We start from the raw sequence: 16,341 nt of genomic DNA, 5'->3' as shown, positions 1-16,341 counted from the left end.
TTATTCTTAGATCATTTTTTTCAACAGCTCGGAACGTTTCTGCTCGATAAGATACTGCAATTCCGTCTTTTTCTTCGCTAAATCCTGCAAGCGTTCTTCATGCAGCCCCAGGCTGTGGGCATACGTCTTGATGCGTATTTTAATCGAACCGCTAGGTTTGTTCGCATCGATATCGTGCAAGGCCGAATAGGGCGTTCCGGCAGTGGAGATGATCGAGTCGATCAACCCGTAAGTAGGAGCGTCATGACCGCACTTGAAGCTGGACAGGTCCAGAATGGCTACATTCGGATGCCGTGCCGCGAATTTGGCTGCCCACACCTTCTGCACACTGTTGGAACTGAAATTTTCAGGCCAGACATCGGTCACTTCAAGCGCATATTCCACCCGCCCGCTCTGCAGGTCTTCCTTGAAAAACCGCTGAAGCCATGCTTCATCTTTGGGGATAGAGCGCATGGATAATACGGGATAACCCAGTACTTGAAACTCCTCCAATACGCTGTGATTCAGGCCCGGATCGGAGTGATAGGGGCGGCCGATCAACAAAATGGCCAGACGATTGTCTTGTTCCACCTGCTCCAGAATCGAGCGGCCCTTCTCTTGCATCTCGGCATCAAACAGCTCCATTGCCTTCCAGCCCTGATCGGCGGCAAAATCGCTCTCGTCCTCTGTAATGGACAGACAGTCCGCTAACGCTTCGAACAGCTGTTTCTTGAGCAGGTTCGGTTCCGTGAAGGTTACCGCCGGATCAAGATAGACAATCCCTTTCGTCTCAAAGAAATTGACTTCTTTCGTAAAGGCGGCTTTGATGACATTCGGTGCGCCTGCAACGATAGGACAACTGGCCGAATCCATCACGTTATGGAGATGGGTCGGAATGTGAGTGATACACGGAAAGAAAATATAGTCGAGCGTTTTTTTCTCGTGATGTTTAAATAACAAATTGTGAACATGCGCCTGGGCGACCTTCGACGGATAGCAAGGATCAATCAATCCATATTTGCCGCCTTGCTGCCACATTTCCTCGCTCGTATTATCGCTGAACACGATGTTTTTCTGGTCAATGCCCAGCGTCTCGAAATAGGTCCGCCAAAATGGCGCCGTCGACCAGATATTAAGAACCTTCGGAATTCCGATACAGATGCGGCTTCGCAGTTCTGCCGCTTCAACGGAAGAACGCATAAAATCACGCCGGTACGCTGTTTTTCTGCGTCCGAGCCAGTTTCGCTGCAACCGTACTTCTTGAACCTGATAATCGGATTCGGGGAGCGACTCAGGCTCGTAAAAATGCTGGAACATTCGGCGGGCTTCGTATTCCACCAGATTCGGGTAATGCTTTTTCAGCATCTGCCGTTCCTTGGTCAGTTTGATGACGGCTTGCTGGTCTTCAACTGTGCCCTTCTCGCAGCTGAAACCGGAGATGTAACGGGCCGTTTGTCCGTCCGGAGTTTCGGAATCTATAAAGGTCCGGCTGCAATTGTTGGGACAGAAGTTACAACGAGTGGATTCGTCGTTGCGTGACACATAGCTCAGCATGATCGCCGATTCCAATCCCAAAAACGTGGAATATCCGCGCCGTTTCACCACACGTAGCGTTTCCCTTGCGGCCCCGATCGCGCCTGCTTCCCCTGGGTGAGGATGAACGTAAACTTCCGCTTCGGGAACCCGCTGTTTAATGTAATCCACCTGCGCTTTGACAGCGGCCAAGTTATATTGCGTCCCTCCCTGCAGAACGAATTTACGGCCTAGTTCTGCCATCCGCGGTATTTGTACGACATACTGCCATACGTTTTTCGGCAGTACGAGCGCGAGTCCGGCCAGCAATTCCTCTTTGGAATACCCTTCCTTCTGAAAATTAACCCGATCTGCATCGAGAAATACGGCGCATCCATATGAATATTTGGGACTAAGGTCTGCCGCGAAGGCGGTATCCGCATACTCCTGAATCGGGATGCCAAACTGATCTGCCATCGCCTGAAGTAGCATACCGTTGCCGGCCGAGCATTGATTGGACAGCCTGAAATCCCGGAAAGCACCGTTTTTCAAAAAGAGCACTTTTATGTCTTGACCACCAATATCGCAAATGACGTCGATATCACCGAATTGGTTAACGGCACTCATCATATGTGCAACGGTCTCGACAATATTGATGTCGGCTTTTAACGTTTTTTCAAGCACGTCCGCCGCATATCCAGTGGCGCCGAAACCGATAATCTCCAAATCGGCCCCCTGATCTCTCACCTTGTCGCGAATCCGTTTCAGCAGCTCCCTCGTATCTTCGAGCGGATTACCCTTGGATAGTTGATATTCCTTAAGCAGAATCTCGCCGCTTTCGTCGACGAGAACGGCTTTGGACGAAGTGGAGCCACCGTCCAGACCGATCACCGCCTTGACCTTCTGCCCGGGTGCAAAGGCCGTAGGCGTAAAGTGGGGAATGCTGTATGTCCGGCGGAATTGCTCCAGCTCCGTTTCGCTCGCCACCAGCGGCGGGCCGGCGTTTTCTCCCAGTTTCGCTTTTCGGCCGTGCGCTATAAATTGCTTCAAAGCTTGCAAGCCCTTATAATTTCCCACACTGGCCGGTTCATGCATCCCGTACATGACAGCTCCGAAGGCCGCGTAGTATTGGGAATTATCGGGAACAAAAATCAACTCGTCGATAGGCATGTCTTCGGGATACTCGTATCCCCTGTCCCGCCAGGTTTGAAGAATGCGTAATCGCCAACATTCCTGGAGAAAGGGCAAATATGTATTAGGTCCTCCAAGCAGCAATACGCGATGCCGCAACGTGTTTCCGCGAGTCAGTACAGAAAGGTTCTGCATGACGATCGCGTCCGCCAAGGAACACATGATTTCGGCGGAAGGGATACCGCTCTTCACCAGGTTGACAATATCCGTTTCGGCAAAAACGCCGCATTTGGCGGCTACATGGTGCAATTTTGAATCATCGAAGTGCAGCTTGCCTACATCTTCCATGGACATTCCCACTTTAATTATGCACTTGTCGATCGTGGCGCCTGTACCGGATGCACACTTATCGTTCATAGATGTCAGCGCTTGTTTGTTGCCAGTTTCCTCATTGACCTTGAAAATAATGATTTTGGCATCTTGTCCACCGATTTCAATGACGCTCCCCACGTCGGGATGAAGATACTCAACAGCCATCGTAACGGCATTAACTTCCTGAACGAACTTTGCTCCGATATGTTCTACAATCGGTCCGCTGCCGGAACCGGTCATGAACACGCGGATGTTTTCCTGCTTGACACTGGGGAATTCGTTACCGATCATAACCAGAAATTCCAGCACATTTTCCGCCTGCTTGGTGTGGTGACGCTGATAATCCGACCACAATATTTCTTTGGTTGCCGGATCTACGACAGTTGCTTTGACAGTCGTCGAACCGACGTCAATCCCGATGATTATAGCGTCTGATCGTTGCGTATTCCTTTCCATCCTCCTTGCTCCTTTATCCATAAAATCTTAGTAGTATCCTGTGTATAGATTTGGCACTCTATACAAAGAACATTTAAGTACCTGAATCCCTTCGGCTAGGAGGTAGACGTAACGTTGCTTTGGATCATTTTAGCGCTCTTATTGTTTATCGTTCAAATTGCAGTCATCATCATTGTGGAGTATCACCGATCGAACAAAGCAATAGCATGGCTTATCATCTTGTTCCTCTTTCCCCTGCTCGGCTTCCTCGTATATTATTTTGTAGCGAAGGAATATTCTTGCTACCGTACGTTGCAACGGAAAAAAAACAGACAGTGGGAACAAATCAAAGCCGACCTCATTAACCGGAGCAAACGGTGGATACCGAAAGCTATGGATGAGGTAAACAACTGGAAAAAAAGGGGAGATCACGCATCATTCCAAAAGATATCAGATATTCCTATTACGGCTTGCAATGAAACGACGATCTATACCGAAGGGAAACAAGCTTTTGAAGCGATGTTGGAAGCAATAGCCGCAGCCAAGCACCATATCCACATTGAGTTCTACATTATTCGCGACGACCAACTCGGTACCCGATTCGAGCGGTTGTTGATCCGGAAAGCACAGGAAGGGATTAAAGTACGGATGTTATATGACGGGATCGGCAGCCGCCGATTGGGAAAGGCCTATTTGAAACGACTTCGGGATGCCGGTGTGGAAACAGGATGTTTTTTTCCTCTGTTCACCACCTTCTTCGATAAGCGGCTCAATTACCGCAATCACCGCAAAATTGTTGTTGTTGACGGGAAAATCGGCTTTTTCGGAGGTTTGAATATAGGGGACGAATACGAGGGCAAGGATCCGAAATTCGGTTACTGGCGGGATACGCACTTTAGCATTAAAGGGGATGCAGTGCTGTGGATTCAATATACATTTTTAACAGATTGGTATCTGGTCAAAGAACAAAGCATAACTGATTTCGTTTATTATCCCGTTCAGGAAAGTCAAGGGCAAGAATTTGTGCAAATTGTAAAAAGCGGTCCAGATGAGACGATCCTGGAGCTTCTTTTCTCCTTCATCGTTTCTGCAAAGAAGCGGATATATATCGAGACACCTTATTTCGTTCCTGACCCCGCTATCTTATTAGCTCTAAAAACAGCTGTCATTAGAGGAATCGATGTTCGGGTCATTTTACCGTTGATTCCCGATAAAAAGATTGTTTACAACGCTTCTTTATCTTATGTTCAGGATTTGCTGCAAGCAGGAGTCCGATTTTATTGTTATCAAAAAGGGTTCATCCATGCCAAAGTGGTTATTTCCGATCAATTGGCGTGTTCCGGAAGCGCAAACATGGATATGCGCAGCTTTTGCGGGCAATTTGAACTCAATGCAGTCTTTTTTGACCGGAAGGTCGTTGATCAACTAGTACAAGATTTTTACCAGGATCTTAGCGTAAGTCATGAACTTTCACTGTCCGAATTTGAAAAGCGCTCCAGGATTCAAAAGATGAAAGAAGTTTTTGCCCGATTGCTCTCTCCATTATTCTAGAGGCGAAAAATAGTTGTGTCTTCTTTGCTGATCCGCGTTGAGCTCAATGTGGAAGAAAAATGGATAACAGAAGGTTATCGCCGCGTACCGACAGGGGTTTATCTCGATTCCTGAATGCGCCCAAATTCAAAAGGCATGGATGCCTGATCGGCGATTTCTACCCGATCCTCCTGGCTATTCCGGTGTTATCTTAGGGCTGCCGCAACGTAAACATTATGCCTGGTCACAAGCACATTGGCCAGACTTACCCCTTTTAGTTTCGTTATCATAAAGTCCCCATCTGTCCCCTTTCGCTCCAAGCACGATAAGCAATGTCATTCGTGTGGGCTGGAGTCAACTTGTATACATGGAAACATATTTGCCCGGATACGCAATGGCAGCAGGTGGCCATACGTGACGACCGCGGAACATCCACTACCGCTCGCTAACCTATCCTTTAATTGTCGAGGATACCAAGCATTTGATGGATCATTTATAAATTAAATAGTAGATAGTAAGAGGGTGGAAACGAAATGAGGTTCAAGTTAATTTTTTCCTTGAATGTTTACCAGCTCACTGAGTTATATTACTTTTCATTACATAGATGAAAGGTAGTGAACAGTATCCGATGCCTTTAACTCCACGCATGTATCATTGGTTTGTTCGTCCAAAGTGGTTCACACAAAAATATATCCATGAACATATAAAAAAACCATTTCCATTGGGAGAACAAAACCGTTCTTGATTTCGGATCCGGTACTGGTGCAAATTGCAGTATCTTCAAACCGGGGCTCTATCTGGGCCTTGAACCGGATGGTAAGAGAGTTGAACTTGCAAAGCGGCTTTACCCAAATCATAATTTTATGATTTTTACAGAAAATCGGATTCCAGCCGAAAATGATTCAATCGACTATATTTTCATTATCGCCGTTCTTCATCATATTGATGACGAGCAAATCAAGGGATATCTGCTTGAATTCGAAAGGATCTTGAAACCAGGCGGGAAAATCATTGTTATGGAGCCATATCTATGTAATCGAAAGAATTGGAATAACCGATTCATGAATTGGTATGATGATGGCGAATATATACGAAACGAAAACGGTTATTTGGATTTGTTTCAATCTACACAGTATGAGTGCCAAGTATTGAAGAGGTTTACAAAGTGCTTTCTGTACAATGAAATCTTTTTTTTCGCCACAAAAAAAGAACCTCATTCGATCATTTTACGCATCAAACTACCACTTACTCCTGAAAAGGAGTTGATATCGGTGCAGTTGCGTCTCGAGTTAATACGTTGCTTCTTTGAAAAGCGGTGCAAGCAAGCCTTTGAACAATTTGTATTGGCAACCCAAAATCAAGAGGCAAAACGCTTTTTACGAAGGATTAAAAAGCATCTTCAAGGAGAGGGAGAACGTTCATGCGTTTTCGTAAAAGAAGCCCCCTTAACAAAGTTAACGAACCCCGGGTCCAGCACAACGAGAGTAAACCTGCACATTCAGGGGAACCGATCAGTGCAAGTCTTGGACAGAACCTTCAACGGATCAGACAAACAGTGGGTAACAGCACTGACATCGTCATCAGAGAAATTCGTATTGGCAAGGACGGTGACCAAATCATCGCGATCCTCTATACTGACGGTTTGGTGGATAAAAATATAATCTCCGACTTCATCATGAAGTCGATGATGCTCGATAACAGCCTGTCCGAGAACGTGAACCGCAGAATTCAAATCTCCTCCAATGTCTTGCAGATTTTGAAAGATTACGCTCTGACCATCGGTGACATCCGGGATATGACCGACTTTGAAACCTTATATAACGCGCTGTTGTCCGGGGATGCAATCATTTTGATTGACGGTGAGACGCAGGGAATAGTGGCCAGTGCACGTGGATGGAAGGAGCGAGGGGTCACCGAACCTGCCTCAGAAAATGTCGTCCGTGGACCGCGGGAAGGATTTTCGGAAACACTGGGCACGAATACGGCCTTGATCCGGCGCAAGATTAAAGATCCGAATCTGTGGGTGGAAACGAAACAAATCGGTCGCGTGACCAAGACCGATGTCGCTGTTATGTACGTTAAGGGGATCGTAAACAACAAATTGGTCGAAGAAGTGCATGAGCGGCTGAATCGCATTGATGTAGACAGTATTCTCGAAACCGGGTATATCGAGGAGTTAATCGAGGACGAAACATTTACCCCTTTTCCGACCGTGTACAACTCCGAACGCCCAGACGTCATCGCCGCCGAACTGTTGGAAGGGAAGATTGCCATATTGGTGGATGGGACCCCCAATGTGCTTATCGTACCTGCGCTGTTTGTTTCCTTCCTGCATGCGGCGGAGGATTATTATCAGCGTGCGGACATCAGCAGCTTTATTCGACTTCTTCGTTACATTGGGGTCTTTATTTCTCTTTTTAGTCCTTCCTTGTATATTGCCATCACTACGTTTCATCAGGAAATGCTGCCAACCTCACTGCTGATCAGTCTGGCGGCACAGCGGGAAGCCGTTCCCTTCCCCGCCTTTGTCGAAGCGCTCATGATGGAAGTGACTTTTGAAATATTGCGGGAAGCCGGCGTCCGCATGCCGAAGTATATCGGGGCAGCCGTCTCTATCGTAGGTACGCTTGTCATTGGGCAAGCTGCTGTCGAGGCGGGCATCATATCGGCGGTGATGGTGATTGTCGTATCGATTACCGCGATCTCCAGCTTCGTCCTTCCTGCCTATAATATGTCCATCGCATTTCGAATGCTGCGATTCCCCTTAATGGGGCTTGCTGCTTCATTCGGACTGTACGGGATTATCATCGGAGGCATTGCCCTCGCCCTGCATCTGTGCAGCCTTCGTTCGTTTGGCGTTCCATATATGAGCCCGTTTGCTCCCCTAATCCCGGCAGACACCAAGGATACGTTAATACGTCTTCCGCACTGGATGATGATCTCTCGACCCCGGTTACTTAATCAGAAGAACGTGAATCGCCGAAACAACGCTTCACCCCGAAAATCACGGGAATAAACCGGAGGATACAGGTGCGGATGAAAAGGAGTGGACAAGCGTGAAACGAAAGGCTGCCTTTCTGTTTCTAATTCTTACACTGGTCATACTTCTGACTGGTTGTTGGAACCGCAAAGAGTTGAATGAGATTGCAATTGCCGTTGGTTTGGGAATCGATAAAAAGGGAGATCAATTCCGGGTTTCTGTCCAAGTTGTAGATCCTGAAGAAGCGTCTACACAGAAAGGGTCAGGCGGGCAGGCCTCCGCCACCTTGTTTACATCAGAAGCCGATACCGTATTTGAAGCGGTACGAAGATTAACAACACTAAGCCCTAGAAAAATTCATTTTTCCCACCTTCGCATATGCGTGATCGGCGAGTCGATGGCCATGGAAGGAATAGCAAAGCCCCTGGACTTCCTGTCCAGGGACCATGAATTTCGCTCCGATTTTTACCTTGTAGTAACGAAACACGCAAGTGCGGAGGATACGCTCAAAATCATGACGCCCTTGGAAACTATTCCGGCCGACAAGCTATTCTCGTCTCTGGAATCGTCGGAAAAAAACTGGGCCCCCAGTACAACGGTAACCTTAGATCAATTAATGGCCGATCTCATAAGTGAAGGAAAGCAGCCCATCTTGACTGGACTTCAGATCGTTGGAGAACAAGGAGCTGGAGAAACAAAAAAGAATGTTGAAAGGATCTCCCCTCCTACTCGTTTACAGTATTCTGGACTTGCTGTATTCAAAAAAGACAGATTGATCGGCTGGTTAAATGAAATTGAAAGTAAAGGTTACAATTACATCCTCGGCAAAGTGCAAAGCACTGTTGGCTTTGTAACCTGCCCCAAAGGTGGCAAAGTTGCCATGGAGATCATCCGGACCCATGCCTCCATGAAAGGGAACGTTTATAGGGGTGAGCCCCGGATCAATATTAACCTTCAGATTGAGGCCAACGTGGGGGAAGTCGAGTGTAGCGATCTGGATCTGACCAAGGCGAGTACGATTTATGACCTTCAGAAGAAATGCGAAGAAAAGATAGCAGGAATTATGGAGTCTGCAATCAGGAAGGCTCAAAAATCGTACAAAGTTGACATTTTCGGATTTGGTGAAGCCATTCACCGCGGTAACCCGAAGGTCTGGAAGTCACTGAAACAAAATTGGGATCATGAGCACTTTGCAAAACTGCCGGTGAACATCAAAGTCGATTACAGGATTCGACGCTTGGGCACAACTGGAAGCTCATTCCTGAATGAAATTCAGAGGTAGGCTGCCAATCGGTATGATTTTACCATGCGAAAGAAGGGGATTAACGATGCAAACCTATATGGCGTTCATACTGGGAATAATGCTGTCCGCTGCTGTGATCATGATTCTCGAAGTCCCCTACATGTTGAGAAAGAGGTTAAGAAAGGAACTATGGGTGTTTTCCATCCTGCTCCTCCTTGGGGTGGGGATCAGCAGCGCCAAGTCATTGCAATGGACTACTCCCACCCCTTTGAATTGGATTACAGCCGTGTATAAACCCTTCACCGATTTTCTAACCCATATCGGTCTAATAAAATAAAGGCGAGGTGAAAGTGGTGTCTCAACAAGTTAAAATCTCCGGACGTCAATTTATGATCTTAACGATTTTATTTACGATCGGCAGTGCAATCCTGGTCATTCCCTCAGGCATGGCCTTCGTGGCTAAACAGGATGCGTGGATTGCCGCGCTCGTTGGCGTGGGAGCCGGTATATTCCTCGTATGGATGTACAACACAATAGTGATCCTTTATCCACGGATGACATTGGCTGAGATCATTGAAACCCTTCTCGGAAAATGGTTGGGCAAAACCATTTCTCTTCTGTTTGTCGTGACTCTTTTCTTGGGTGGTCCTTCAGCAGTATTGTATGATGTAGGAAATTTTCTAACCACCCAAATCATGCCGGAAACGCCGGCTCAACCCGTAAATATTCTTTTTGCGATCATTGTAGTCATGGGAGCATGGCTTGGGATTGAAACGTTCGCCCGTTCGGCTGAATTATTGTTCCCCTTGTTTATCCTTCTTTATATTTCTTTGGTTATTTTAGTTGCGCCTGAGGTCAAACTGGAAAATGTTGAGCCCGTATTGGAGGCCGGAATAGGACCGATCTGGCCTGCTGCGTTATCCTTTATTAGTATTGTGTTTCTACCCCATATCGTTTTGTTAATGATTATTCCGGCTGTGAATCGCACCGATAAAGCCCGTAAAGCTTTTTTCAGCGGAAGCATGTTTGGCGGGCTGATGATGGTCCTGATTATTGCATTGACAATTTTGGTTTTAGGACCTGATTTAACGGCAAGAAGTATATTTCCAAGCTATTCGTTAGCCCAAAGAATCAGCATTGGCAATTTTCTGCAGCGCATCGAAGCCATCATGGCTGTCATGTGGTTTATTTCACTCTATTTTAGGACCACTATATATATGTACGTAATTGTGTTGGTGATAGCTCAAATTTTTAATCTGAAAGATTATCGGCCTCTAATTTTACCTCTTGGGATGATCTTGGTCGTGATGTCGGTCATCATATATCCGAATGCCCCTTACCAACAAAAGTGGGATGGGACAGTATGGGTGTCTTATATATTATCTGTAGGGCTTTTTTTGCCTTTACTACTGCTCTGTATTCATGTGATACGAAAACTATGGTCAAGAAAAGAACAGAATCCAAAGGGTAAATCACATCTATGATTCGTCTGCAGTGCTTTTTTGGGCGAAACCTGTTTACAAAGTGCTCTTTTAGTTTATTTTAAACGAGTATTAAGCTGGCGCTAAGATTGGACGTGTATGATGTATTTATGTCTGGTGAATACATAAGCCGGATGGGCTAAAGGCATAAACATGACTCCCGTGGGATATCCATATATTGTTCGAACCCTGTCAGAATTTTAATGAAACAATAAAGGAGTTTATACTTATGAATCGAAAACGAATGATGGTCATCTGTACACTGTTACTAGCGTTGTCAATTGGGCAGTCCTCTATATGGGGAAGTCGGGCTAATGCTGCTGCATTGGCTCCAGACAGAGCCCTACAGGTACAAGATAAGGAGGCATCCCAGGATGATAAGCTGCTGGATACACTGGGTATATCCTCGGATGAGCAATTGTATGATGCACTATATAACGGTCAAACCTTAGCAGATATTGCTCTAACGAACAAACGGGACGCGCAGGCTGTCATCGACTTACAGGTAGCTCAGTTAACTGAGCAATTGGATCAACGACTGGCCAATAACAGCATTACGCTTGAGCAATACCAAGCTCATAAGGCAGAATTGACACAGGTCGTTGCTAAAAGTGTGTTTGGGCTGTAAGCCTTGACGTGACAGATAAAAAAGGCGCTGAACCCATGGGGGATCAGCGCCTTCAGGCTGTCGAGAAAGTTTCGACAGCCTATTTTACGTTGAGTTTGTTTAAGACGACACCGCGTTAATGTTGTATAATATAAGTAACTATTGTATAGAACGGACGGTGTTGGTATGCTGCGATCTCCATCCTTAAACGAAACTTCGTTCAGTGCCGCCTTGTCAAACTTGACGCCGATAAAGGTTTGCCCGTCAAAACACAGCCCTCGCAGATCGGAATATTTGAACTCCACGCCGTCAAAGAGGGCATCTCAAAAGCGGTTTCATCGTTCTTGCCCTCGGCTTTGAGTTCATGGAACCGCTCCTGCAAATCGGAAAGCAGGTCGGTCTTTAATTCGGTGACGCTTTTTACCCCATCGTACGGTGCGAAAACGCCGTTCAAATAGTTGGTCAATTTCTTATTCATAACCTCAACTCTCCTTATAAATACTAGACTACCGCTGTTTTATTGAGCTAACGTTTCCCGTTAGTTTTAATACATTTATCAAAGAAGGGACGTCCCCCATCACAGATGTCTGGAGAAACACCCCCTATCTCTTGTGGTGCATATGGCGGCCGGACGGATGTGCCTGATTCCTTGCTCATTCCACAATTTCCGGTCCTGTTCGCCTTGGGCAGTGATCGCTACAACGCCATACATTTATGTCGTAGGAGCATAATGTCCCCGTACCAAATAATTGCACCGCAGAAATATCGAGGGCGGCCTCTATTTGATATTGGCATTATTATCGAAAAATACTGCATTTCTTTCCCTCTATGCAATCTGCGTAACAACAAGGTGCGCGGAAACTGGTCTTGTTCCTCCAGCTAATGGAGTGATCGTGAGTGCCGCGGCATTGCCAGCAGGATTTCGCACTGTGAGTACTGAATTAATGACCGTTGTTTGCACAAGAGCCATTCCTACTATTTGAGAAGTACCTGTTGCACGCCCGACCACCGTATAAGCCAGGTCAGCGCCGTTGAGTGTTAAAATGAGTTGACCCGGTTCGTTTACACCTACCTGAAACAAAACCTGGTAAGTGCCAATTGTAGCCAAGTTAAAAGAGCTCGCATTTATACGGGTAATTGCAGTCCCACTGATTGGACCATCTTGCGGAAAACTTACGTCCGTGTTGGGAGCAACAGTTGCTGCATTATCAGGAGGCATCAAGGCAAAAAAATCTGCAAAGCCTAATACTCCACCTGCCGGCCCTGCTGGTCCTGTTAGTCCTGTTAGTCCTGCTGGTCCCGCTGGTCCTGCTGGTCCTGCTGGTCCCGCTGGTCCTGCTGGTCCCACTGGTCCTGCCAATCCAGCTGCGCCAATTGCTCCTGCAATCCCTGCCAGTCCCTGGGGTCCAAGTGCTCCTGCAAGTCCTTGGGGTCCAAGTGCGCCAATTGCTCCTGCAATCCCTGCAAGTCCTTGGGGTCCAAGTGCTCCTGCAAGTCCTTCGGGTCCAAGTGCGCCAATTGCTCCTGCAAGCCCTGCCAATCCTTGGGGTCCAAGTGCTCCTGCAAGTCCTTGAGGTCCAGCTTCAGCAATTGCTCCCGCAAGTCCTTGAAGTAATTGCTGACCTTTAGGTGGGGGACACGGTACCCGCACTATTTTTTTAATAACTAGAAGACGTCGTTTCTTTTTCTTTCCTTTTGGATGGCAAACAATTGCGGTTTTCTTTTTGCACGATTTTTTTTTATCCAGAAAACTCAACAGTTTCTTTTTTTTCTTTTGGATGGCAAACAATTGTAGTTTTCTTTTTGTACGATTTTTTTTGTCCGGACAACTCAACAACAACACCTCCCTATAAATATGGTTCAGTGTACGTGAGTTGTTTATTTTAGGCATGGACGAATAGCCGGTTATTCGCTAGACTAAAAACCATTTTTAGAATATTGGGTGTTTAGTAGGGTGATGTTATACCACAAACCACAACACTCTTTCAGTATGATTACATAATTTAAATCATCCTTCACTCGTCAACCAAAATCACATTTGGGTCTTTTTTTGTACCTCACTGTTCCCAACATCCGGGAAGAGCTGAAGACAAGCAAGCAGGACACCATCAAACAATTAAGGATCTTCCCCCTCGTGCACGATTTGAAAGCTGGGCTGAAAAATGAACGCAGCACGTAATCCGTCTAAGGAAGCAATGAGATGACCAGCCACTTGTCAATTTGGAGATCCTTGTCCAGTCGTTCTTTCGGTACCAAGAAAACCTTAATGATTAAACTATTCTGCCCGTTACTTCAATGAAAAAAAGCAGATCCTCATGAACTGCCCTACTGCAAGTCACTTCAACAATAGGATGAGTTCATTCAAGGGCTACCTCATTTACCAAGTAATCCAACCACTCGTTAAATTAAGAGAGAACCATTTTTCAGAAAAAGGTATGAAAAACCAACTCATGTGAAAAAATGTACAATATAGCTAATTATGAGGTGATAGTGATGAGAGAATTACAGGAACTCAAGGAACTTCTGTGCCAATGCGGTCTCTCCAAGCGTCAGCTTCTAAAAGAGCTGATTGATGCTGCTATGGACAATAGGGCCATATGCGGGCAGTGTGAAGCAGGGTGTATCAATTGTAATTCAAGCTGCAATAATGGGCCTACGGCAAGGTGATTCACAGGTTATAGACTTCAAATCATAGAGAATGAGGTGACACTAATGAGTATGTTAAAGGAAATCAGGGCCCTTCTTTCCGAAACAGGTCTCTCGAAGCGTGAGCTTTTAAGAGAACTTATCAATTATGCTGTAACGGAGGATGAGGAGGATATCGCAAGATGTACGTTGGGATGTTCAACGCGCTGCACATCATGTTATCCAGGATGCTCCACCGGAGGAGCAATTAAATGATAGGGGGTTATAATTATGGGACTTCTTCTAAGCCCTGAGGTGAAACTGCGGCCTGACGGGGGGAGGTCAATCTTGTTTACCGCCAATCCGGGGGATAGCCCGAAGGAAGTGTTTAAATTTCTCTACCCGCAGCAGGCTGTAATCCTCTCCTTATTTGACGGGAAACGGGACCTGACTGCCGTATGTGAAGCGGTGGCCTATATCTTCGATCTAGATATTGAAGCTGCGTCTCGGCAAGTGGATACCCTGCTGGGTATTCGGGTAAATGATGAACAGACCATTGAAACATTGATTATAGAAGTTACCGACAATAACCCGGATCAGGTACGGATTTACGATCCCAAGACTTTTATTGTTCCTGAAGAAATGATTAATATGGATGATACCCGGTGCAAAATGCCCTACACCTTGCTGGTACTCCCGACCATGCGTTGTGTGACCAATTGCAGGTATTGCTATGCTAATCGTGAGGGTTTTAGAGGAAAACAAGAATTGGATTTAAATCTGTACCGTCGCCTGTTGAAAGAGGCCCGTGATTGCGGTATAGAAACCGTCGAGTTCTCGGGGGGTGATTTTTTTTGCCGGGAGGATGCATTTGATTTCATTGAGAGCACTCTGTCTGCAGGTCTGTATCTCAATATACCCACTAAGTATCCCTTATCCAGAGGTATGGCCCAGCGGCTGGCGGCAACCGGACTATCCACCATCCAGGTTAGTATTGACGCTCTTAACCCGGACATCATTGACCGTCTTATGGGCCTTAACGGTTATGGGGAGAAAATACTGCAAACCCTCGATTACTTAGGTGAGGCGGGAATAAAGGTTCGGACCAACACGGTGCTAACTCCGATTAACATCAAGGATGCCGTATCCTTGGCGTGCTATTTGACGAAGAAGCATTATGTACTGAGGAGCAACTTTACTTGCTACGGACGTTCCTTATATCGCCACGACGATAGCCTATTTTGTTCCCCAGAGGATATAGAGATTTTCGAGGAAGAATTCAGTAAGATCCAAAAGGAATTTCCAGACAAAGTAAATTTCAGCGGCGCCAATGATAATCCCTATGCTGGAGATGAATCGTTAAGGAAGAAAAACTTTTGGGAAAGAGCTTATTGTACGGCTAACCGGCGCGGTGTTGTTGTGCTGCCAGACGGTAAGGTAACCATCTGCGAGGAGCTATACAATCACGAACATTTCATTATTGGCGATTTAACGAAACAGACTTTGCTGGAAGTGTGGAATTCGCCAAAAGCCCTGGAACTGGCCTACCCGCAGCAGGCTGCCGTTTCCAACGGACCTTGCCATGATTGCTCCGATTTCCAGCGGTGTCATGAAGGTCTCGGAAGATGTGTCAGGGAAGCTCTTAAAGCTTATGGATATGATCAGCACTACGCTCCAGATCCCCGTTGTCCCCGGGCCCCTGTGGGCAGCCGATTGGCCTAGAATCTAAAGACCCTTGATTCATCACTCATTCTGATGTATTAAGGGTCCTATTCTGTTATTCATCAAAGAGAACAAACTCACGATATTTTCGCGCAATGACATCCAGTATCACTTCTAGCCCAATCAACGAATGAACGACTTGCTTTTGATAACTTGGCAACGGTGTTGCTTCAAAAAAGAATGCATAGTCGGTTATGCTCAACCAAAAAATTACTTCCGAATTTCGTAATGGCTGCGATCATTACGTTTTTTATTTTTAACGCTCGAACGACACCTTTTATCATTTTGGTTTCGCCGCTGAACGAAGTGAATATTACCAAATCCTCTTCCGTTATAAGAGAGCTGTTAATCGCCAAGTTTGTCTCGCCTGAAATCAATATATTTTGTCGACTAGCAAAAAACGATCATTTTATGCACTTTTGGGGCAGGTGCATTTTTCAGTAAAAAGTAGTGCTGTTCATGTCTATTAAGTCGTATAAAATTCTTGATATCCTAATTGAACCCTGATATATAAAAACCCGGAGTAATAAAAAATGAGTTAGCTTATTCAAACATAACTTGTAAATGTAAAAGGGCAGCCTTATGGCTACCCTCAGGCTGTCGAGAAAGTCTCGACAGCTTTTTTATGTTGATTTTGTTTAAGACGACACCGCGTTAATGTTGTATAATATAGGTAACTATTGTATAGAACGGACGGTGTTCGTATGCTGCGATCTCATCGAGA

At 46.0% G+C, this 16,341-nt stretch carries 12 protein-coding genes and 2 pseudogenes; 8 read left to right on the top strand and 6 right to left on the bottom strand.

What is annotated here, in order from left to right:
• Nucleotides 1-6: 6 nt before the first annotated feature.
• Nucleotides 7-3,450, bottom strand: a complete 3,444-nt coding sequence (locus LCF57_RS08330) for a BadF/BadG/BcrA/BcrD ATPase family protein (RefSeq protein WP_226000272.1) — start codon at nucleotides 3,448-3,450, stop codon at nucleotides 7-9.
• A 114-nt stretch (nucleotides 3,451-3,564) separates the two neighbouring features.
• Here LCF57_RS08330 and cls point away from each other — a divergent pair, with 114 nt between their 5' ends.
• From cls to LCF57_RS08295, 7 genes and pseudogenes are all read left to right on the top strand, one after another.
• Nucleotides 3,565-4,980 carry a cardiolipin synthase gene (cls, locus tag LCF57_RS08325; protein ID WP_226000271.1) on the top strand — a complete coding sequence of 472 codons (1,416 nt, stop codon included), beginning with the start codon at nucleotides 3,565-3,567 and terminating at the stop codon, nucleotides 4,978-4,980.
• Nucleotides 4,981-5,696: 716 nt separating this feature from the next.
• Nucleotides 5,697-6,620: pseudogene (locus LCF57_RS28130) on the top strand (class I SAM-dependent methyltransferase); the annotation flags it as partial.
• Nucleotides 6,515-7,975 carry a spore germination protein gene (locus LCF57_RS08315; RefSeq protein ID WP_413232189.1) on the top strand — a complete coding sequence of 487 codons (1,461 nt, stop codon included), beginning with the start codon at nucleotides 6,515-6,517 and terminating at the stop codon, nucleotides 7,973-7,975. The pseudogene LCF57_RS28130 and the gene LCF57_RS08315, both read left to right, overlap by 106 nt.
• Before the next feature lie 40 nt (nucleotides 7,976-8,015).
• Nucleotides 8,016-9,221: a Ger(x)C family spore germination protein gene (locus LCF57_RS08310; protein WP_226000269.1), complete on the top strand. Its 1,206-nt coding sequence runs from the start codon at nucleotides 8,016-8,018 to the stop codon at nucleotides 9,219-9,221.
• Nucleotides 9,222-9,267: 46 nt separating this feature from the next.
• Complete coding sequence (locus LCF57_RS08305; RefSeq protein WP_226000268.1) at nucleotides 9,268-9,519, top strand: hypothetical protein; 252 nt, start codon at nucleotides 9,268-9,270, stop codon at nucleotides 9,517-9,519.
• Between the two features lie 16 nt (nucleotides 9,520-9,535).
• Nucleotides 9,536-10,666, top strand: a complete 1,131-nt coding sequence (locus LCF57_RS08300) for a GerAB/ArcD/ProY family transporter (RefSeq protein ID WP_226000267.1) — start codon at nucleotides 9,536-9,538, stop codon at nucleotides 10,664-10,666.
• Nucleotides 10,667-10,892: 226 nt separating this feature from the next.
• Entirely contained in the window at nucleotides 10,893-11,291 is a 399-nt protein-coding gene (locus LCF57_RS08295; protein ID WP_226000266.1) for a hypothetical protein, read from the top strand.
• Here the strand turns inward: LCF57_RS08295 and LCF57_RS08290 are convergent.
• The 4 genes and pseudogenes from LCF57_RS08290 to LCF57_RS08275 all read right to left on the bottom strand — a co-directional run bounded on the left by LCF57_RS08290 (nucleotide 11,240) and on the right by LCF57_RS08275 (nucleotide 12,872).
• Nucleotides 11,240-11,575, bottom strand: a complete 336-nt coding sequence (locus tag LCF57_RS08290; protein ID WP_226000265.1) for a pentapeptide repeat-containing protein — start codon at nucleotides 11,573-11,575, stop codon at nucleotides 11,240-11,242. The genes LCF57_RS08295 and LCF57_RS08290 overlap by 52 nt on opposite strands.
• Before the next feature lie 14 nt (nucleotides 11,576-11,589).
• Nucleotides 11,590-11,748: pseudogene (locus tag LCF57_RS28125) on the bottom strand (pentapeptide repeat-containing protein); the annotation flags it as partial.
• Between the two features lie 348 nt (nucleotides 11,749-12,096).
• Nucleotides 12,097-12,618 carry a collagen-like protein gene (locus LCF57_RS08280; protein ID WP_226000263.1) on the bottom strand — a complete coding sequence of 174 codons (522 nt, stop codon included), beginning with the start codon at nucleotides 12,616-12,618 and terminating at the stop codon, nucleotides 12,097-12,099.
• On the bottom strand, nucleotides 12,555-12,872 hold the full coding sequence (locus LCF57_RS08275; RefSeq protein WP_226000262.1) for a hypothetical protein: 318 nt from the start codon (nucleotides 12,870-12,872) through the stop codon (nucleotides 12,555-12,557). Before LCF57_RS08275 ends, LCF57_RS08280 begins: the two co-directional genes overlap by 64 nt.
• A gap of 1,314 nt (nucleotides 12,873-14,186) precedes the next feature.
• On the opposite strand from LCF57_RS08275, the gene LCF57_RS08270 reads away from it, so the two are divergent.
• Entirely contained in the window at nucleotides 14,187-15,617 is a 1,431-nt protein-coding gene (locus tag LCF57_RS08270; protein WP_226000261.1) for a radical SAM/SPASM domain-containing protein, read from the top strand.
• A 170-nt stretch (nucleotides 15,618-15,787) separates the two neighbouring features.
• Here the strand turns inward: LCF57_RS08270 and LCF57_RS08265 are convergent, their stop codons facing one another.
• Nucleotides 15,788-15,973, bottom strand: a complete 186-nt coding sequence (locus tag LCF57_RS08265) for an SIS domain-containing protein (protein WP_226000260.1) — start codon at nucleotides 15,971-15,973, stop codon at nucleotides 15,788-15,790.
• Nucleotides 15,974-16,341 lie beyond the last annotated feature (368 nt).

Origin of the sequence: Paenibacillus sp. BJ-4, from assembly GCF_020404765.1 — a bacterium.
In the GTDB taxonomy this organism is placed as follows: Bacteria; Bacillota; Bacilli; order Paenibacillales; family Paenibacillaceae; genus Paenibacillus.
This window is presented reverse-complemented; position numbering and strand designations above follow the sequence as displayed.

Coding starts and splice junctions, on each gene's coding strand:
- LCF57_RS08295 (WP_226000266.1), top strand. CDS start 10,893: ATGAATCGAAAACGAATGATGGTCATCTGTACACTGTTACTAGCGTTG.
- LCF57_RS08270 (WP_226000261.1), top strand. CDS start 14,187: ATGGGACTTCTTCTAAGCCCTGAGGTGAAACTGCGGCCTGACGGGGGG.
- LCF57_RS08330 (WP_226000272.1), bottom strand. CDS start 3,450: ATGGAAAGGAATACGCAACGATCAGACGCTATAATCATCGGGATTGAC.
- LCF57_RS08305 (WP_226000268.1), top strand. CDS start 9,268: ATGCAAACCTATATGGCGTTCATACTGGGAATAATGCTGTCCGCTGCT.